Annotated in this window: 17 protein-coding genes and 5 tRNA genes; 15 read left to right on the forward strand and 7 right to left on the reverse strand. The window is 42.7% G+C overall.

The window, feature by feature from the left end:
* Window positions 1–25 precede the first annotated feature (25 nt).
* The gene (locus EXT48_RS04870) at window positions 26–691 is read left to right on the forward strand and encodes a GAF domain-containing protein (RefSeq protein ID WP_130163751.1); all 666 of its coding nucleotides are present in this window, start codon (window positions 26–28) and stop codon (window positions 689–691) included.
* 180 nt (window positions 692–871) lie between these two features.
* Window positions 872–2062, forward strand: a complete 1191-nt coding sequence (locus tag EXT48_RS04875; RefSeq protein WP_130163752.1) for an amino acid aminotransferase — start codon at window positions 872–874, stop codon at window positions 2060–2062.
* Between the two features lie 257 nt (window positions 2063–2319).
* Here the strand turns inward: EXT48_RS04875 and EXT48_RS04880 are convergent, their stop codons facing one another.
* Entirely contained in the window at window positions 2320–2634 is a 315-nt protein-coding gene (locus tag EXT48_RS04880) for a YebG family protein (protein ID WP_010606713.1), read from the reverse strand.
* A gap of 471 nt (window positions 2635–3105) precedes the next feature.
* On the opposite strand from EXT48_RS04880, the gene EXT48_RS04885 reads away from it, so the two are divergent.
* The gene (locus EXT48_RS04885; protein WP_010371108.1) at window positions 3106–3414 is read left to right on the forward strand and encodes a helix-hairpin-helix domain-containing protein; all 309 of its coding nucleotides are present in this window, start codon (window positions 3106–3108) and stop codon (window positions 3412–3414) included.
* A gap of 51 nt (window positions 3415–3465) precedes the next feature.
* Here EXT48_RS04885 and EXT48_RS04890 read toward each other — a convergent pair whose 3' ends face one another.
* The 3 genes from EXT48_RS04890 to EXT48_RS04900 form a co-directional block, all read right to left on the reverse strand.
* Window positions 3466–3771 (reverse strand): hypothetical protein, encoded by a 306-nt coding sequence (locus EXT48_RS04890; protein WP_045990792.1) that lies wholly within the window; start codon window positions 3769–3771, stop codon window positions 3466–3468.
* Between the two features lie 12 nt (window positions 3772–3783).
* Window positions 3784–4293 (reverse strand): disulfide bond formation protein DsbB, encoded by a 510-nt coding sequence (dsbB, locus tag EXT48_RS04895; RefSeq protein WP_017216139.1) that lies wholly within the window; start codon window positions 4291–4293, stop codon window positions 3784–3786.
* 198 nt (window positions 4294–4491) lie between these two features.
* Window positions 4492–5991, reverse strand: a complete 1500-nt coding sequence (locus tag EXT48_RS04900; protein WP_130163753.1) for an amidohydrolase family protein — start codon at window positions 5989–5991, stop codon at window positions 4492–4494.
* 145 nt (window positions 5992–6136) lie between these two features.
* On the opposite strand from EXT48_RS04900, the gene EXT48_RS04905 reads away from it, so the two are divergent.
* From EXT48_RS04905 to EXT48_RS04920, 3 genes are all read left to right on the forward strand, one after another.
* The gene (locus EXT48_RS04905; RefSeq protein ID WP_130163754.1) at window positions 6137–7894 is read left to right on the forward strand and encodes a winged helix-turn-helix domain-containing protein; all 1758 of its coding nucleotides are present in this window, start codon (window positions 6137–6139) and stop codon (window positions 7892–7894) included.
* Between the two features lie 572 nt (window positions 7895–8466).
* Complete coding sequence (gene fadR / locus EXT48_RS04915) at window positions 8467–9180, forward strand: fatty acid metabolism transcriptional regulator FadR (protein ID WP_010371123.1); 714 nt, start codon at window positions 8467–8469, stop codon at window positions 9178–9180.
* A gap of 321 nt (window positions 9181–9501) precedes the next feature.
* On the forward strand, window positions 9502–10107 hold the full coding sequence (locus tag EXT48_RS04920; protein ID WP_010371125.1) for a peroxiredoxin: 606 nt from the start codon (window positions 9502–9504) through the stop codon (window positions 10105–10107).
* A 256-nt stretch (window positions 10108–10363) separates the two neighbouring features.
* Here EXT48_RS04920 and EXT48_RS04925 read toward each other — a convergent pair whose 3' ends face one another.
* Window positions 10364–10606: a hypothetical protein gene (locus EXT48_RS04925; protein ID WP_130163756.1), complete on the reverse strand. Its 243-nt coding sequence runs from the start codon at window positions 10604–10606 to the stop codon at window positions 10364–10366.
* Window positions 10607–10842: 236 nt separating this feature from the next.
* The gene (gene smrB / locus EXT48_RS04930; protein WP_130163757.1) at window positions 10843–11394 is read right to left on the reverse strand and encodes an endonuclease SmrB; all 552 of its coding nucleotides are present in this window, start codon (window positions 11392–11394) and stop codon (window positions 10843–10845) included.
* Between the two features lie 96 nt (window positions 11395–11490).
* Here smrB and prmB point away from each other — a divergent pair, with 96 nt between their 5' ends.
* From prmB to EXT48_RS04945, 3 genes are all read left to right on the forward strand, one after another.
* Window positions 11491–12426, forward strand: coding sequence for a 50S ribosomal protein L3 N(5)-glutamine methyltransferase (prmB, locus tag EXT48_RS04935; protein ID WP_165384090.1), 936 nt, complete (start codon window positions 11491–11493; stop codon window positions 12424–12426).
* A 47-nt stretch (window positions 12427–12473) separates the two neighbouring features.
* Window positions 12474–13571 (forward strand): chorismate synthase, encoded by a 1098-nt coding sequence (aroC, locus tag EXT48_RS04940; RefSeq protein ID WP_010371135.1) that lies wholly within the window; start codon window positions 12474–12476, stop codon window positions 13569–13571.
* A 66-nt stretch (window positions 13572–13637) separates the two neighbouring features.
* A complete protein-coding gene (locus EXT48_RS04945) occupies window positions 13638–14069 on the forward strand; it encodes a hypothetical protein (protein ID WP_039497058.1) in 432 nt (143 codons plus the stop codon).
* A 62-nt stretch (window positions 14070–14131) separates the two neighbouring features.
* On the opposite strand, the gene folD is transcribed toward EXT48_RS04945, so the two are convergent.
* The gene (gene folD, locus EXT48_RS04950; protein ID WP_010371140.1) at window positions 14132–14986 is read right to left on the reverse strand and encodes a bifunctional methylenetetrahydrofolate dehydrogenase/methenyltetrahydrofolate cyclohydrolase FolD; all 855 of its coding nucleotides are present in this window, start codon (window positions 14984–14986) and stop codon (window positions 14132–14134) included.
* A 420-nt stretch (window positions 14987–15406) separates the two neighbouring features.
* Here folD and EXT48_RS04955 point away from each other — a divergent pair.
* From EXT48_RS04955 to tig, 6 genes are all read left to right on the forward strand, one after another.
* Window positions 15407–15483 (forward strand) — tRNA-Pro (locus EXT48_RS04955).
* 41 nt (window positions 15484–15524) lie between these two features.
* Window positions 15525–15601 (forward strand) — tRNA-Arg (locus tag EXT48_RS04960).
* Window positions 15602–15625: 24 nt separating this feature from the next.
* Window positions 15626–15701 (forward strand) — tRNA-His (locus EXT48_RS04965).
* Between the two features lie 19 nt (window positions 15702–15720).
* Window positions 15721–15797: transfer RNA gene (locus tag EXT48_RS04970), tRNA-Pro, on the forward strand.
* A 21-nt stretch (window positions 15798–15818) separates the two neighbouring features.
* Window positions 15819–15895: transfer RNA gene (locus EXT48_RS04975), tRNA-Pro, on the forward strand.
* 277 nt (window positions 15896–16172) lie between these two features.
* Window positions 16173–17477: a trigger factor gene (tig, locus tag EXT48_RS04980; protein ID WP_010371144.1), complete on the forward strand. Its 1305-nt coding sequence runs from the start codon at window positions 16173–16175 to the stop codon at window positions 17475–17477.
* The last annotated feature ends 128 nt before the right edge of the window (window positions 17478–17605 follow it).

Consider the following 17605-nt stretch of genomic DNA (forward strand, 5'->3'; position numbering starts at 1 on the left):
AGTTGCATTAACTTTAGATGTTTAGATGGCTAAAATGTCAGATTATATTTCATTGAGTGGATTATCTATCTCCCGCGAGTTGCTTTTGCTGCAATTAAAAAAACTAGATGCTTATATTGAGCAAAACTCAAGTCCTGCTGTGTGGTCATATCAGATCCCTGAGCTTGGGGAAGGAGGCGCTTGTAGCTTGTTTGGGCACCTTCAGGAAGCGCCTTTTTTATTAAGTGACCACGTTGAAAAGAACACGGTGAATGAGCAATCGCTTGCTAAGCTGCAAACGATAGTGTCAGCAGTAGTTGAATTTACAGCTGTTGATTGGTTTGGCATATACCAAGCAAGAGCGACAAATGAAGGGAAACAACTTCTCAAATTAGCGTACTCTGGCGCGCCGAGTAGACCGCTATTCCCAATAACGGAGGCTTTTGCCGCTACGTCAAATAATATTCAAACGGTATTAAGTGCTAAAGCTCGAGTGATTAATGACATCCCTCAATATGTCGCCAGTGGTGGGGAGTACTACACTTGCGATCCAAAGGTGAAAGCAGAAACCTGTATGCCATTATTCGATGATGCTCAAAATTGTATTGGAATTATTGATGCAGAAGCGTTTTCTGAGTCATTTTTCAACGAAGAAATTTTAGCATTGCTTGCAGCGGCATGTACGAGAATTCCTGACTATTTACCCGAATAATTATCGGAATAGTCCGGCTGTAAACTTGACGCCTTTGTGGTGCTGCCAAGTTTACAAAAATGAATAAAATTCTAGATAAATATGGTAACTGAGATGCAAGTCTCTATGTTACCATCAAGTCTACTGGAATCGGGCGTCAGCCGCTCGAGTTTGCATTAATTAAAATAAAAGAGATAAGCCATGTTCTCAGAGCTAAAACCACTTCCAACAGATCCTATTTTAGGCCTGATGGCCGCTTATAAACAGGACACTAACCCAAACAAAATTGACCTTGGTGTAGGTGTTTATAAGGACGAGCAGGGAAACACGCCGGTACTTAGAGCGGTTAAAAAAGCGGAAGCGTTTCGTTTAGAAAACGAAACGACAAAATCTTATATTGGTTTGGCTGGTAACTTAGACTTCTGTCAAAAGATGGAAACACTGTTACTTGGAGAGCATAGTACATTATTGGCAAATCGCGTACGTACGGCGCAAGCACCTGGTGGTACTGGCGCATTACGTGTTGCTGCCGAATTTATTAAACGTTGCAACACCAATGCAACTGTTTGGGTTACGACTCCAACTTGGGCAAACCACATTAGCCTATTTGAAGCAGCTGGTCTAACAGTTAAAGAGTATCCTTACTACGACTACGAAAACAAAGGGTTGTTGTTTGATGAGATGATCAATGCGCTGAAGCAAGTACCTAAAGGTGATGTAGTACTACTTCATGCATGTTGTCATAACCCAAGTGGTATGGACTTAAATCAAGCGCAATGGAAAGTGGTTGCTGAACTTGCGAAAGAGCAAGGCTTTACGCCATTAATTGATATTGCATACCAAGGTTTTGGTACCAGCCTTGAAGAGGATGCACAAGGCCTTAGAACGGTTGCGGATACAGTTGATGAAATTATCATCTGTTCATCTTGCTCTAAAAACTTTGGTTTATACCGCGAGCGTATCGGTGCGTGTTCAATCATTGCAAAAGACAGTGCAACTGCTGATGTTTCAAACTCAGTATTACTTAGCGTTGTTCGTAGTATCTATTCAATGCCACCAGCACACGGTGCTGATATTGTAAATACCATTCTAAGCAGTACTGAACTTACGCAAATGTGGTACGATGAACTTGACGAAATGCGCGGTCGTATCAATGGTCTACGTACGTTGATTAAAGAAAGCCTAGCTGCAAAAGGTGTTGAGCAAGACTTCTCGTTCATCGACCGTCAGCACGGTATGTTCTCTTTCTTAGGTATTAATAAAGAGCAAATTGACAGACTACGCACTGAATATGCTATCTATATGGTAGGCTCTAGCCGTGTTAACGTAGCTGGCGTAAGCAAAGACAATATTGACTACTTTGCTGAAGCAGTGGCAAGCGTGATTAAATAATACCACGCTACACAGAACAAAATAAAAAACCGCAGAACATGCGGTTTTTTATTTTCAGCCTAAACCACCCACTGGAGTAATACCAGTTGTATTAAGTAAGTGATCTATCTTGAAGCGGGGAAATAGCTTTAATAGCAAGGCAAAAATTTTGCTATTTAGTTGTTCTAAATGAGAAATTTTTAACGAAGCTAATATGCTATTTCACCCTTCAAATTGATTAGAGAATTAATTCAATTGGTATAAGTGGTTATTATCATTTAGGCTTGCTTAATTTTGGTCACTTTATCTGGATCTGACGCTTTTTCGTTTTCAGATTTGTTTTTGGTATTGGCCTTTGGTGCTACTTTGCCACCTTTTAACACAGACACAAAGTCATCTTTTTGTTTTGCAATTTCAAGCGCTAGGGATTCAACTTGTTGTTCACTCAGCGGCACGTCAACTTTCGTTAGCATGTCTTCCAATGCTTCAGCTACATCTAGCATCTTATCATAAGCATCAGCTTCTTTTTTAGACGTGAAAGTCATACGCTCGACTCCATTTCTTTCAACAACATATTTGATGATAACGGCCATGGTTATTCCCCTAGTCACTGTTTTTTTATACAGTAAATCGAATCGAGTGATTAAGCAAGTTATTTTGAAAATTTTTCAAGTGCTGTTGAGAGAAGGAAAATAAATTAAATTATTTAAAAACAAAAGCTTAATTTTTGTTTGGGTTTTTGAAAGAATGAATGTTTTTTGACAAAGTCAGTGTTCCAATCTTTATTTAACCTGAGGTTTGGATAAGGAATGAGCTAGCTCATTGTTTTAAACTCACATTAAATTATTTCCTTTATCTAGCCAGAGAGTTTTGGGGATAACCAGGCGAATTTACGCACCAATAGCTGGCTATTGGAAGTGAATTCAACACAGTTAGCGCTAAAACTAGCTGCTAGAAAGGCATTAATTATCCGAAGCTCAGGTTATTTTATAAGCTTGCTGCAATCATCCATTGAGAGGAATGCAAAAAGCTTTGGATACTTTTTACGCACAAGGAGTGTATATATGTTCAATAAACCCACCATACTTTCTATTTTATTGGCGTTAGGTTTAAGCTGTTCAAGCGTGCTCGCAAAACCTGCGGAGCAAGCAAAGTCAGTCTCTCAAACACAGCAGCAAAGTGCTGTACTCGATATTAATTCCGCTGACGCTTCGGCGCTTTCAAGTTTACCAGGGATTGGTATTCGTAAAGCTGAAGCCATCGTAGAGTACCGTAAGAAAATGGGGCGCTTTAAAACAACAACGGAGTTGCTGGAAGTAAAAGGAATTGGGAAAGGAATATTGGCAAAACTGGAGGGGAAAATTAGAGTCTAGTCGTAGTTATTGTGTGCGAGCTTAGCTGCTCGCACACAGGTAAATTGAAGATCAGGGCTTATTCGAGGCGTTAAACTCAGCGATTGCCTGAGCTAACTTGGGTTTGCCAAACTGTATTTCCAGTGGTGTGGTCAGTAGCGGATAAATTAATCCTGCTACCAATAAGACAGGTAATAACAACCAGCCTTCAAATACGACCAATGAGGCAAAAAACGGTGTGAGCAGTAGCAACTTGGCTATTCTTAACAAGACCTTTGTTTTTGCATCAAGGTGGCTAAGTGCAAGACGTAAGATCATCTGCTTGTCACGTAATTTAAACGCTCTCAGTTGCTCAATTTGGCTTAACCTAAAATGCATGAATGTGATATCTCAACTTCTTTTGGTAACGTGGAAAAATAAGAAAAGAATAAATGCAACACTATAAAATGCAAAGATAATTTCCATCCATCCAGGCATAGATAATCCTGCAAAAGACCAATCTATGTTGCCGCAGTCACCTGTTGCAGCAAAAAAGCTTGGAAGCCATTCATGCAGCGGCATAAACGCGGGAAAGTTTGGTACAAAGTCACAGGTAAAAGCAAATGGATCCGTTGTGGTTTGCATACTGATATGTTCACGGGCGATAAAATAACCCCAAATACTGCCTACACCCCACGAAACAAATGCCAGACTACGCAGTGCGAAAGAGCGAGGAGAAATCATGCCGATTAAACCAGCTGCTAATAACCCCAGCATAGCAAAACGCTGATAGATGCACATAATACATGGCTCTAAACCCATACCGTATTGGAAATACAGTGCAACGGCTTCAAAAATAGCAGCGGATAGTGCTAGCAATCCCCAAGATTGCCTAGAGAGATGAAAAGATGAAATCTTCATTATAGAGAAACCCTTTTTGTTTTATTATGCTTTATCTGGCCGCGTTAGAGCAACCTTACTTCGCAGTGTGCGCTATCTTTGCGACGATTTTTCGACTCTTGTTACCTGCAGAAGTTCGAAAATATCAAAATAGATCACTTGATTAAGTCAATAGAGGTGAGACCGACATTATCAGTATTTCTATTCTGACGTATTTACTCATTCACTTTTCTCGAGGGCATCGATATGAAAAGTAGCACGCTCAATGGCTGAGCCATGTAAGATAACATATTCAATATCGTTATAAGCCGCGACTGACTGCAAAGGGTTACTATTTAAAAGTAATAGATTTGCCACTTTCCCAGCTGCGATACTGCCGTACTGGTTGTCTATTGCAAATGCTTTCGCATTATTAATGGTAGCAGCAGATAGCAAGCTAACGAGGCCTACTCCGGCTTGATCCATCATTGTTAGCTCTTGATAAGTCGATAAGCCAGGTTGCGAGACATAAGTTGGTGCGGGTGGCGTATCTGAGCCAAGCAGCAAGGTTGCGCCATTCTTATATAGATAATGTAGTGCTCGTTGCCCTTGAGAGAGAACTTGCTCAAGTTTAGCGACCTTTTGTTGATTACTTATTTCACCCCAGCCTTGACCCATTTCTCGAGAAAACCAGCGACCAGGTTCACTTTGATACCAAGCAATTTGAGACGGAGGTAATACGGTACGATATTCAGACGAGAAGGTGAAAGTGTTGTCAGTCACTTTCGCTAGAGCATTCATCACATTTAATGTGGCTTGATAGGCGATGTCTTTTTCGATGATGGTATCCAGCACAGCTTTTACATTGGTTGGCAGTTCGCTTTCGCTAGGGGCTGTATTTGGCGCTAACCAGTTCCAAAGTCCATGCGCCATAACGTTGATATTGGCATCTACAGCAAGTTGTTGCATATCAACGGCATTCGCATGTGCCATTACGGGTAACTTAAGTGAGTTTGCGGACTCGACTAACTGTTTGGCAGTTTCTTGGTTAATAAGCGGTATAGCACTATTTTCTCCAAAGCCATCTTCAAAGTACAGTTTGGCACAAGTTGCACCGTCTGATTTCATTCGCGTTAAGGGCTGAGCTCCTTGGTGAGCGTGTGCTTGAGATGGTGTTAGCTCATGAGCAGGATCGCTGTGTTGTGCAGCAAAGTAGGGTTTATGTTGGTGTAGCTTTGAGTAACTAAGGCCTTCAGCGTTGTACCCTTGGTAAACCGGCATTGCGCCACAAAAGTAGGCGTCGGGTGCGGGGCCATTTGCTGTAAATTCGGTCATGCCGGTAGCAGTGTTTGACGGGTCAATAACTTGCGTGACGCCATAGTAAAGATAATTAGCGCCTTGCCGTTGTAAAAATGCTGCCTGCATTTGGCGAGCTCTAGGAGAAGTGTTAAGCAATCCCGGCATTGTTTTTAGGTGGACATGGCTATCGGTTAACCCTGGTATGAGGTATTGACCATGAGCATCAATAACCTTTGCTGCATCCGGTTTTTGACTTGAGTCAGAGACTTGTATAATTTTGCCATCTCGGATGGCGAGCCAATGATTGGAAATGATATTGACTTGGTGCTTATCAATAGGATTTAAAATGGTAGCATTGTCGATACGAAGGTCCACTGCTGCAAATAATGCATGAGAAGACAGGGCGCAACAGGCCGCAAATATTAATGTTTGTTTTTTCATAATGAAAACCAGTTAGTGTTGTATTAGATGCCTTCGAGCATAACTGGCGAGGTACTTTGTGTTTTAATTTTCATATAAATTAACTCTGAAATTTTTCTTAATTTAATTAAAACTATAATAATCAATAATGTAAGGTGTTCTTGGGTTGAAAAATTTGCTTTTGGGAAATTGGCTTGTTGTGCCTAAATTGAACCAGATTGTGGAGTATCCGACTGGCCGTGAATATACCGTCACCCCAAAAGTGATGAAATTACTGTTGGTGCTGATCGATGCGAAACCTGAGCCTCTGAGTATTGATACTCTCGTCGAGTTAGTTTGGCACCCGAAGGTGGTGTCTGACAACTCGGTCTATCAAGCTGTGGCGCAGTTAAGAAAGATTTTAAACACAGATCCGCAATACGAAGAATATGTAGAAAGAATATCAGCTCAAGGCTACCGCATTCATCCAAACATTGCGCTTAGAGAGCATAAAGCGGCTGTGATGCCAGTGAGCAAAAAGCGAATTTGGCTGCTTGGTGTCACCATTACATTGCTCGCGCTCATCGCTTTTTTTGCTTTTTATATTCAAACTGATCAAAAGCACAAGACACAAAACAACCCGTATTTTGATGAGATCACTCTTGCCACACACCTATCTCAAAGTACAGCGGTGGAGGAGTTAGCGCGAGCGAAAACGATTTATCAACAAGTGTTATCTAAACAAAGTGATAATGTCGAGGCACTCAGTGGCTTATGCAATGTCTTTATGGGGCTTAGCGTATATGGCGCGGTGTCAGAGTATGAATCGCTTGCTTTGTGTCGGCCATTGTTAGAAAAGGCACGGATCTTAGATGATACAAATATTGAAGTGATAACCTCTCTTGCGCGCTTTGCGGTGATGGAGAGTGAAATTGAGCAAGCACAGGATTATTTTAAGCGCGGATTTGAGCTCTCAACCAAGCATGCTCGCCTATGGCATTGGTATGGTCGATTTCTTCGGGACCAACACAAAATACCCGATGCAATTGCTGCGCATAAACAAGCGTATCAGTTAGCACCAAACGATGCGGTTATTATCCGAGGATTAGCCTATGCCTATTTGAATTTTAGAGAGTTAGTGCTCGCGCGAAAATATTTTGATCGTAGCGTTGCCGTTGCCCCCCACACCAAAAACAATCCGCTCTATGCGCTAGACTTTTATCCGCTTAACCAGAATAGAGCAAGCCAATATTTGCTGTGGTACCAAAACAATCACATCAGTCATAGTAAATTGTACCCCGCGCAGCAGTTGAGCCACGTATTGGTGTTATTGAGTTTAGGGCGCGCAGAAGAAGCTGAGGAGACATATCAGCAAGCCGCAAATTTAGGTTCAATTTCTACAGCATTTAGACTCTATGTTGAAGCCGGGATCGCATGGCGACAAGGTGATGTAGAAAAGGCTGAAGGACTCTTAAAGCAGCGATACGAGCTAGACTCAAAGGGTAATCATTATGTGATGCCCTATATTCTTGCTTTACTTGCACTGCAGAAAGTACAGCCCGCGCTAACGCTTTTTGAACAGCATTTTGCTGATATCGCGACGCCTACATTGCCAGAGGCAGGCAATGTAGGGCAATACCTTACTTATGCCCTGATGCTGAAACGTACTGGTCAAGATAGCCAGCTTAAGCGGGTAACACAGTTGTTAGAACAATACCTTAATCAAGGAAATCAGCTAGATGCAGCTTTATCTCCATATTGGTCCGCACTTAACAATGACGCAGCAGAAACACAACAAGCGCTAACGCAGCTGCTCAACACTGGCTGGTTACCCGACTACAATGATAGTTTTTTTGCTACGGATCTTTATCTCACTTTGACATCAGACCACGAATTTAAACAAGCATGGCTGAGTAAGCTTGAAAGCAGACAAAACGAGCTCTAATACGTTAGGTTACTCATACATAAAATTCGCTCTGTGATTTAAAACTAGGGAGCGAATTTTCTTGGTGATTCCTTTAATAGGAGTTCTGTGTTTCGGCAGACTTTGATATTGGCTTTTAAAAACAGGGTTCGATTTTGTTGCTTGTGAGTTTTGGTTTCCTTAAGCTGCTTTGTTGTTTGCAAGCAACGCTCGAAAGTAAATTGCAAAAGATGTCCAATAACATTATCACATGCCGCTTTGTCTGTTTATTTCGCAGTCGTTTCGTGTGCACTTTAGGAGAAGCATTTGAGTTATACAAAATGAAAGCAGAGGCTGGATGGTCTGATGAGGAGCAATTTGTTTACATTAACAGCTCAGTGTTTAGCGAAGATGAGCTCGTTCAGGCCAAGTCTATATCGCCTTAATTGAGTTTTAAGTCTCACACCGCATCACAATCTCACCTGCATTAAACATGGCTATTTTCAGCTAGGGTGATTTGTAGCTTGTTAGTTGAGCTTCATCTGGTACAATCAGTGGATTAACAAGCACAACCTGCCAATCAAGGCATTGATGTAATAATAAAGTGGTGTGAGATGAGAATTTTCAAAGCCAAGAGCCCAGCTGGATTTGCTGAAGAATATATTGTTGAGTCAATTTGGAACGGTGAATTCCCTCCGGGATCCATTCTACCTGCTGAGCGTGAGCTTTCTGAACTCATTGGTGTAACAAGAACAACACTGCGCGAAGTATTACAAAGGCTAGCTCGTGATGGCTGGTTGACTATCCAACATGGTAAGCCAACCCGAGTAAATAACTTTTGGGAAACATCAGGGCTTAATATTTTAGAAACCTTAGCGCGTCTTGATGAAGATAAGATGCCTGAGCTGACCGATCAGCTGCTGTCAGCGCGTACCAATATTAGTGCTATCTATACGCGTGCGGCGATAAAATTCAATCCGCAGCGTGTTATCGATATTTTGTCTAAGCATGAAGAGCTAGAAGACACCGCAGAAGCGTTTGCCGATTATGACTACCAAGTTCACCATGAGCTGGCGGGTGCTGGGCAAAACAAAATTTATGTGCTTATTTTAAATGGCTTCAGAGGTTTATACTCAAAAATTGGTTGCCATTACTTTTCTGATTCAAGAACACGAGGACTGGCGAGACAGTTCTATGCAGATTTAACCAAACTGGCAGAAAATCAAGAACACGATGGTGCTATTTCATTGATGCGTAAGTATGGTCACCAATCGGGTGAAATTTGGCAGCAGATCCGCGGTGATATGCCTGAAAATATCATGGACTAATGTCCACTGAGTGATAGACATCTTAAAAAGGCTTCTTCGTGAAGCCTTTTTTGATCTCCGAATGGCATCTTGAGCGGAGGCATTTCTGTCTCATCGAATTTATAGATTGGTGCTATCGGTAAATTCGATTGTTAATTATGGCGCTTGCCAAATACACTAGGCGCAGTTTTTGGCGGTGAGAATGACAAAGAGACTTTAGTTATGATTTTAGCTAGGGTTGTTTTTTCATGAGCACGCCACAATATTATGAACAAGATATTTTGGTCTCGACACGAGATACCAAGATAAGATTGGAAATAAACCTAACTATTGGAGATAAAAATGGGTGTATTAGTAGGCCGCAAGGCACCAGACTTTACAGCAGCAGCAGTACTAGGTAACGGTGAGATCGTAGATAGCTACAACCTGCACGAGCGTATTAAAGGTAAAAAAGCGGTTGTTTTCTTTTACCCACTAGACTTCACGTTTGTTTGTCCTTCAGAGCTAATCGCGTTCGACAAGCGTTACGAAGAGTTCCAAAAGCGTGGTGTTGAAGTGATCGGTGTTTCTATCGATTCTCAATTCTCACACAACGCATGGCGTAACACTCCAGTAAACGAAGGCGGTATCGGTCAAGTTAAATACGATCTAATCGCTGATGTTAAGCACGAAATCTGTCAAGCATACGACGTTGAACACCCAGAAGCTGGTGTTGCTTTCCGTGGTTCTTTCCTAATCGATGCTGAAGGTAATGTACGTCACCAAGTAGTTAACGACCTACCACTAGGCCGTAACATCGACGAAATGCTTCGCATGGTTGATGCACTAGCATTCCACGAAGAGCACGGTGAAGTATGTCCAGCTGGTTGGACTGAAGGTAAAGCAGGTATGGATGCAAGCCCTGAAGGTGTTGCTAAGTTCCTATCTGAAAACGAAGGCGCACTATAATTTAGTGTCGACTTTATGATATCTCGCTGATATCAAAAAGAAACCCGCCAATTGGCGGGTTTTTTAATGGCTACTGATACCTCAATAGCTTTCTCAGGGTAAAACTTTGACTACTCGGCTACCTTGCCTACTTTAGCAAGTGCCATGCTAGTTAAAGTTGATAAACTGACCCAGTGATTTTATCAGTTGAATGCTCAGGTAAGCGGCAAATAAACTGATCACGGGAGTTGCGAGCAGACTCAGAAATTCGAGTTCATTAATCATTAGCCTCTTCCTTTTTTTCTTGCTCGTTGTTATTGGTTGTTTGAAACGCTGTCTCTAAAGACTGTTTGGTCTCAATTTTTATTTCTTCTAGATTCGCTTTGATTGACTCAGTGATAGCTTGCGTTACTTTGGTTTTTACTTCTTGAAGTAATGAAGCATCAATTTCTGCAGCTGTTGTTGTCATGCTTGCTGTAAACAATAAAGTTGTCATGGTGATTTTCGCTAAAGTAGTCATAATAAGTTTCCTTGTAATTTGTTAGTCGCAATAACTATTACAAAGGTTGTGCCAAAATGAATTTAATTTTTATGTTATTGATTTTTATGTGTTTTAATTTTTTCTTGGCATAGGGGAGTTAATGGGGTGGTGAATTTGACCAGTGCAGGATGGGTGAAATGGCTAAGATTTAGTTAAATTTATTAAGGCTGGATTAAGCGAAGTAAGAAAGGATGAAGAACAATGTTTGGGCCGAATTAACGGCCAAAGTTAGGGTCATCAGGTAAATCAACCAAGATTAATACAGCCCCTTTACCGCCATATTCTAAAGGTGCTTGGTGCATCGCCAGTATATCTGGATGCTGAACAAGATACTGCGGTACTTTATGTTTAAGCACACGCTCACCAATTCCATGCACCACGCATGCACAAGCAATATGCTGCTTCTTACAAGCATGAATTAATGCAGCTAGTTCTTGTTTTACCGTTTCTTTATTTAGCCCGTGCAAATCTAAGATGAGTTCGGGCGCGTAGTCACCACGCCTTAGCTGCTTTGCTAAATAGCGATCAGCTCCGGGCTTGACGAAATTGATGGTTCCTGACGTATCAATATCAGGAATATACTCGTCAGAAAAGTAAAACTCAGATTGCTGCTGCTTGACCTGTTGCTTCAGCTCAACGCTCTGAATTTTTTTCTTTTGTTTGAGCTGCACCTGATCTTGTTTTAGGGGTTTTACACCATTCAAAGACTCACGAAACATCGCGAAATCGTCATTTAGGTCAGCATTAGTGTTAGATTCTCTGTTCATGATGGCATTTTAAATAAAAAAAGCATAAAAACCTAGCTTAAAAACCGCTACAATAGCGCCATATAGTTTGATCTTTAGAGAGTCATCATGACGGAAATGTCACAACCACTTATTACCGAAGAAATGGCCGTTGAAGCCTTTCAAGACTTACATACCATTCAGGACTGGGTACGCTGGACGGCGAGCCAGTTTGTGAGTAACGAGGTGTTTTTTGGTCATGGTACGGATAATCCTTGGGACGAAGCGGTCAGTATAGTGCTTCCGGTGCTGCATATGCCAATTGATGCTCCCAAAGAAATCATGCATGCGCGTATGACACAAAGTGAAAAAGCGCATCTGATGGAGTTTATCAAAGCACGTATTGAGCAGCGTATTCCCGTTGCCTACTTAACCAATCAAGCTTGGTTTGCTGGTATGCCGTTTTATGTTGATGAGCGCGTATTAGTACCACGCTCACCATTTGCAGAGTTAATCGCAAAACATTTTGCCCCCTGGGTAGCTGCACCGAATAAAGTAACGCGTATTTTAGATATGTGTACGGGTTCTGGTTGTATTGCGATTGCATTGGCCAAAGCATTTGAGCGCGCACAAGTAGACGCAGTCGATATTTCTTTTGAAGCCTTAGAAGTGGCTGATCACAATATCAATCAGCATATGATGCAAGACAGAGTCTTTGCTATCCAATCTGATGTATTTAGTGGTGTACCGGGTCAAAAGTACGATTTAATCGTAGCGAACCCTCCTTATGTTGATGCAGAAGATATGTCAGATCTGCCAGAGGAGTTCCATCATGAGCCAGAGCTTGGCTTGGCGTCAGGAGAAGATGGCCTTGATGTGACCCGCACACTACTGGCAGAAGCGGCCGATCATCTAAATGATGATGGTTTGTTATTTGTCGAAGTTGGCAATTCTATGGTACATATGGAACAACAATTTCCTGAAGCGCCATTTACTTGGTTAGACTTTGAGCATGGTGGTTTAGGGGTCTTTGTCGTATCCAAACAACAACTATTGGAATACTTTAAAAACTGATAGGGAGCCAATGCTCTCTATCGTCTATTTAGGAATGAGGAAAAACGATGGCAGGCAATAGCATTGGCCAATTATTTAAGGTGTCGACCTTTGGTGAAAGCCATGGCGCCGCGCTTGGTGGCGTGGTGGATGGTGTACCACCAGGGCTTGAGATCACTGAAGCTGATTTACAAATCGATTTAGATAGACGTAAACCAGGTCAAAGCCGCTACACAACACAGCGCCGAGAGGGCGATGAGATAAAAATTCTCTCGGGTGTGTTTGAAGGCAAGACCACAGGTACGAGCATTGGATTGTTGATTGAAAATACCGACCAACGTTCAAAAGATTACTCAAACATCAAAGACTTGTTCCGTCCGGGTCACGGCGACTATACCTATTGGCACAAATACGGACATAGAGATTATCGCGGTGGTGGTAGGTCGTCGGCACGTGAAACCGCCATTCGAGTTGCAGCAGGGGCAATCGCGAAAAAATATCTCAAGCAAGTCCATGGCATCGAAATCAATGCCTGTCTTTCTCAATTAGGCCCGATTAAAGCCGAGCATTATGATTGGTCAGCCGTTGAAAACAATCCATTTTTCTTTCCCGATGAATCTAAGCTAGAAGCGCTAGATGAATATATGCGTACGCTGAAAAAAGAAGGAGATTCAGTCGGCGCAAAGGTAAAAGTCGTGGCGAAAAATGTGCCTGTTGGTTTAGGTGAGCCAGTGTTTGACCGTTTGGATGCTGAGATAGCGCACTCCTTGATGAGCATTAATGCCGTAAAAGGCGTAGAGATTGGTGATGGCTTTGATGTGGTTGAGCAAAAGGGCTCTGAGCATAGAGATGAGCTAACGCCACAGGGTTTTACCTCTAATCATGCAGGCGGCGTTTTAGCGGGTATTTCTACAGGGCAAGATATTATCGCATCAATTGCGCTAAAACCGACATCAAGTATCTCGGTACCGGGGCAGAGTATTGATACCCACAACCAACCACAAGAAGTTGTGACGAAGGGTCGCCATGATCCTTGTGTTGGTATTCGTGCCATTCCAATAGCAGAAGCCATGTTGGCTATTACGCTCATGGATCACTTATTACGTCACCGAGGTCAAAACCAAGACGTCAATTTGCCGCACAAGCCAATTCCTGGTCATATCTAGCTAGTAGCGAGTAAGCTAATTTTGGCACAGTGATTGCTTTTCTTGGACAAATCAAGGAGAGCAATCATGATCACTTACCAAACCCACTCCGCAATTCGTACCACTGAGTCCGTTTCAGAGCAGCAAAGCCTTGCCCAAACTAAACGAGCTAATACCGCTGCGCAGGAGCAAGACTATGTCGCGGCTGCTAACATCGCAGCTCAATCATCCCCTGTACTCGATAATAAAGCCGACGATCCATATAAATATGAAGTGGTGGAGCGTAATCAGTCATTTCTCGAAAAAATGAGAGAAGCGGTAATGTTTAGCCGCTTAGGGGCAAATAAAGAGAAAATAGACGAATTAAAAGAGAAAATGGCAGAACTTGAAAAGCTTGCGGCTGAGGGAAAAATTTCACCTGAAGAATTAGAAGAGCGGATGGCCGCCTTACAAGAAGCGATGAGAGAAGCGGTAACTCAGGAAGAAAACAAAGCAAACAAGGATACGCTAATGAGTTAGTGAGGCTTAAAATAATAAAAGCCTCAACTGAGGCTTTTATTATAGCTATAAACTAACAGCGTTTAGCTGTGATATTTTTCACACGCTTCTAGCGTATTTTCGATTAAGCTTGCGACGGTCATTGGGCCCACACCACCTGGCACTGGGGTAATAAAGCTCGCATTTTGTTCTGCGATGTCGTATTGCACGTCACCTACCAGTTTGCCTGATTCTAAGCGATTAATGCCTACATCGATGACAATCGCGCCTTCTTTAACCCAGTCGCCTGGAATAAACTCAGGTTTACCGACCGCCACAACCAGTAGATCGGCACGACGCACATGGGTTTCGAGGTCTTGCGTAAATTTATGGCAAACGGTTGTAGTACAACCAGCAAGTAGCAGCTCTAGTGACATAGGGCGACCAACGATGTTTGAAGCACCAACCACAACAGCATGCATGCCTTTATAACGCACACCGGTAGAGTCGAGTAGGGTGATGATCCCTTTTGGCGTACAAGGTCTCAGTGCTGGCATTCTTTGGGCAAGACGACCTACGTTATATGGGTGAAAGCCGTCGACATCTTTATGAGGATCAATACGCTCTAACACTTTTTCTGCGTCTAGGCCTTCAGGTAGCGGCAATTGTACTAAGATCCCATCAACTTCAGGATCTGCATTAAGCTCATCAACAAGCGCAAGTAATTGCTCTTCGCTTGTATCACCTGGTAAGTCGAAAGATTTAGAAACAAATCCGACTTCTTCACAGGCTTTACGCTTTGAACCAACATAAACTTGGCTCGCAGGATCCTGGCCTACTAATACCACAGCCAAGCCAGGCGCTCTTAGACCTTGCGCTAGTCTGTCTTGAACTCGTTGTGCAACAGTAGAACGAACTTGTTTCGCGATAGCTTTGCCATCAATGATGTTTGCCGTCATGATTGACCTATATTAAGGGTTAAAAAACTTGAACGATGATAGAGCCTTTAAATTCTTCTATACAAGCACTTTCATATATTGATGAAATGATTGCTTAATAAAGAGGAAAAATGGGGTCGCTCTATTTATATGTCCCTTTAGTTATTACCAAGGAGGACATTTGCCCGCTATTTTCTCAAAAAACAGCCAGTCCGCCAAGTTTGCATTGCGTAAAAGCAAAGGTTTTCATGATCTGTTCTACAAGAAGTGTTCAAAAATTGTTTAAGTCAGCTGTTTTATCAACAATTTGTGGCAAAATTAGGCAGTTGAAACAAAAACTAAAAAAAATATTTGACCTACTTCGGGCAAATCACTATTATGCACCCCGTTGCCAACGAGGACTCACCGATAAAAAGGTTCTTAGTTCTCCAAGGTCACAGTCGGCGATTAGCGCAGCTTGGTAGCGCACTTGGTTTGGGTCCAAGGGGTCGCAGGTTCAAATCCTGCATCGCCGACCACTTTTAAAATAAGAAAGTAGCATGAAGATGTTTACGAGTTTGCGCCCTTAGCTCAGCTGGATAGAGCAACGCCCTTCTAAGGCGTCGGTCGAAGGTTCGAATCCTTCAGGGTGCGCCATCTTATTTTAATCCACATGTAGTGGCGGCTGTAGCTCAGTTGGTAGAGCCCTGGATTGTGATTCCGGTTGTCGTGGGTTCAAGTCCCATCAGTCGCCCCATCTACATGCCTAAATTAGTCGGCGATTAGCGCAGCTTGGTAGCGCACTTGGTTTGGGTCCAAGGGGTCGCAGGTTCAAATCCTGCATCGCCGACCACTTCTACAAAATATATATGTTCGGCGATTAGCGCAGCTTGGTAGCGCACTTGGTTTGGGTCCAAGGGGTCGCAGGTTCAAATCCTGCATCGCCGACCACTTTCTCTCTAGTATCTCAGTCATTTATTTCAAATTTACTAACTTTTAATCAATTAGCACCAATATGCCTATTTATTTAACCTGATTGCTCGACTCCGTCGTTGAATAGGTTATAATGCCGCGTCTATTAATTAACGTAGTGCCCGTAGGGCAGGCAACAAGCGTCACATGCAACGGAGAGTTTGGCAATTTAGCCGAAGGCCCATAAAAAGCATGATGGTTGTCTTGTTAGTAAGGAAGGCGCTTTGTCGCCCAAAAATGAAGATTGAGGTAAATCATGCAAGTTTCTGTTGAGACGACTCAAGGCCTTGAGCGCCGTCTGACCATCACCGTTCCTGCAGAGAACGTTGAGACTGAAGTTAAAAAACGCCTACAACAACTGTCAAGAACACAGCGTATCGATGGCTTCCGCCCTGGTAAGGTTCCAGTGTCAATCATCACTAAGCGTTACGGCGCAGCTGTACGTCAAGAAGTTGCTGGCGATCTGATGCAGCGTAACTATATCGAAGCAATCATTGCTGAGAAAATCAACCCTGCAGGCGCACCATCTTTTGCTCCTAAGTCACTAGAAGCTGGTAAAGATCTAGAGTTCGATGCAACTTTTGAAGTATACCCAGAAGTTGAACTTAAAGATCTAGACAAAATCGCGGTTGAGAAGCCGGCAGTTTCTGTCACTGATGAAGACCTAGCGAACATGCTTGAAACGCTTCGTAAGCAACACGCTTCTTGGACTGAGAGCGATGCTGCAGCTGGCGAAAAAGACCGTGTAACGGTAGATTTCGTTGGTACAATCGACGGTGAAGAGTTCGAAGGCGGTAAAGCTGAAGACTTCCCTCTAGAGCTTGGTCAAGGTCGTATGATCCCAGGCTTCGAAGACGGTATCGTTGGTAAAAAAGCAGGTGAAGAAGTTGTTTCTGACGTAACTTTCCCTGAAGAATACCACGCTGAAAACCTAAAAGGTAAAGCGGCTCAATTCACAATCACTGTGAAGAAAGTTGAAGTTCAAGAGCTTCCTGAACTAACTGACGAGTTCGCAACTAAGTTTGGTGTTGCTGAAGGCGGCGTTGACGCACTTAAAGAAGAAGTTAAGAAGAACATGGAGCGTGAGCTAAACCAAGCGGTTAAAGCGAACGTGAAAGATCAAGCTATCAAAGGTCTTCTAGAAACTAACGAAGTTGAAGTGCCAAAAGCACTAATCGACCAAGAAATCGATGCACTTCGTCAACAAGCTGCACAACGTTTTGGCGGCAACGCACAAAACATGCCTGAGCTTCCTGCTGAGCTATTCCACGAGCAAGCAGTAACTCGCGTGAAAACTGGCCTACTACTAGGTGAAGTGATCAAAGCGAACGACATCAAAGTTGATGAAGATAAGGTTGCTGAACTAATCGACACAGTTGCTTCTGCATACGAAGATCCAAGTGAAGTAGTGGCATACTACAAAGCAAACGATCAACTAATGCAGCAAATGCGCAACGTTGCGATGGAAGAGCTAGCAGTTGAAGCAGTACTTGCTGCTGCATCTGTTTCTGATGTTGAAAAGTCATTCGACGACATCATGAATCCACAGGCTGCTCAATAAGTCTTTGAAGAAATCATTGACTTACAGCTAAGCTGAAGTTTAAATGGCTCGAGTTACTCTAATAGAGAATTCGGGCCATTTTTGTTTTTAGGCCTTGATATTGAAGCATTAAGTACTTATATCTTGAG

This window comes from Pseudoalteromonas sp. CO348 (assembly GCF_004208845.1).
GTDB classification, from domain to species: Bacteria; Pseudomonadota; Gammaproteobacteria; order Enterobacterales; family Alteromonadaceae; genus Pseudoalteromonas; species Pseudoalteromonas maricaloris.

Bases quoted from the DNA above. Each gene is read 5' to 3' on its own strand.
- EXT48_RS04920 (WP_010371125.1), top strand. From the start codon at position 9,502: ATGGGTGTATTAGTAGGCCGCAAGGCACCAGACTTTACAGCAGCAGCA.
- smrB (WP_130163757.1), bottom strand. From the start codon at position 11,394: ATGAACAGAGAATCTAACACTAATGCTGACCTAAATGACGATTTCGCG.
- folD (WP_010371140.1), bottom strand. From the start codon at position 14,986: ATGACGGCAAACATCATTGATGGCAAAGCTATCGCGAAACAAGTTCGT.
- EXT48_RS04890 (WP_045990792.1), bottom strand. From the start codon at position 3,771: ATGCATTTTAGGTTAAGCCAAATTGAGCAACTGAGAGCGTTTAAATTA.
- dsbB (WP_017216139.1), bottom strand. From the start codon at position 4,293: ATGAAGATTTCATCTTTTCATCTCTCTAGGCAATCTTGGGGATTGCTA.
- EXT48_RS04880 (WP_010606713.1), bottom strand. From the start codon at position 2,634: ATGGCCGTTATCATCAAATATGTTGTTGAAAGAAATGGAGTCGAGCGT.
- prmB (WP_165384090.1), top strand. From the start codon at position 11,491: ATGTCACAACCACTTATTACCGAAGAAATGGCCGTTGAAGCCTTTCAA.
- EXT48_RS04945 (WP_039497058.1), top strand. From the start codon at position 13,638: ATGATCACTTACCAAACCCACTCCGCAATTCGTACCACTGAGTCCGTT.
- EXT48_RS04885 (WP_010371108.1), top strand. From the start codon at position 3,106: ATGTTCAATAAACCCACCATACTTTCTATTTTATTGGCGTTAGGTTTA.
- EXT48_RS04900 (WP_130163753.1), bottom strand. From the start codon at position 5,991: ATGAAAAAACAAACATTAATATTTGCGGCCTGTTGCGCCCTGTCTTCT.
- fadR (WP_010371123.1), top strand. From the start codon at position 8,467: ATGAGAATTTTCAAAGCCAAGAGCCCAGCTGGATTTGCTGAAGAATAT.
- tig (WP_010371144.1), top strand. From the start codon at position 16,173: ATGCAAGTTTCTGTTGAGACGACTCAAGGCCTTGAGCGCCGTCTGACC.
- aroC (WP_010371135.1), top strand. From the start codon at position 12,474: ATGGCAGGCAATAGCATTGGCCAATTATTTAAGGTGTCGACCTTTGGT.
- EXT48_RS04925 (WP_130163756.1), bottom strand. From the start codon at position 10,606: ATGACTACTTTAGCGAAAATCACCATGACAACTTTATTGTTTACAGCA.
- EXT48_RS04875 (WP_130163752.1), top strand. From the start codon at position 872: ATGTTCTCAGAGCTAAAACCACTTCCAACAGATCCTATTTTAGGCCTG.
- EXT48_RS04870 (WP_130163751.1), top strand. From the start codon at position 26: ATGGCTAAAATGTCAGATTATATTTCATTGAGTGGATTATCTATCTCC.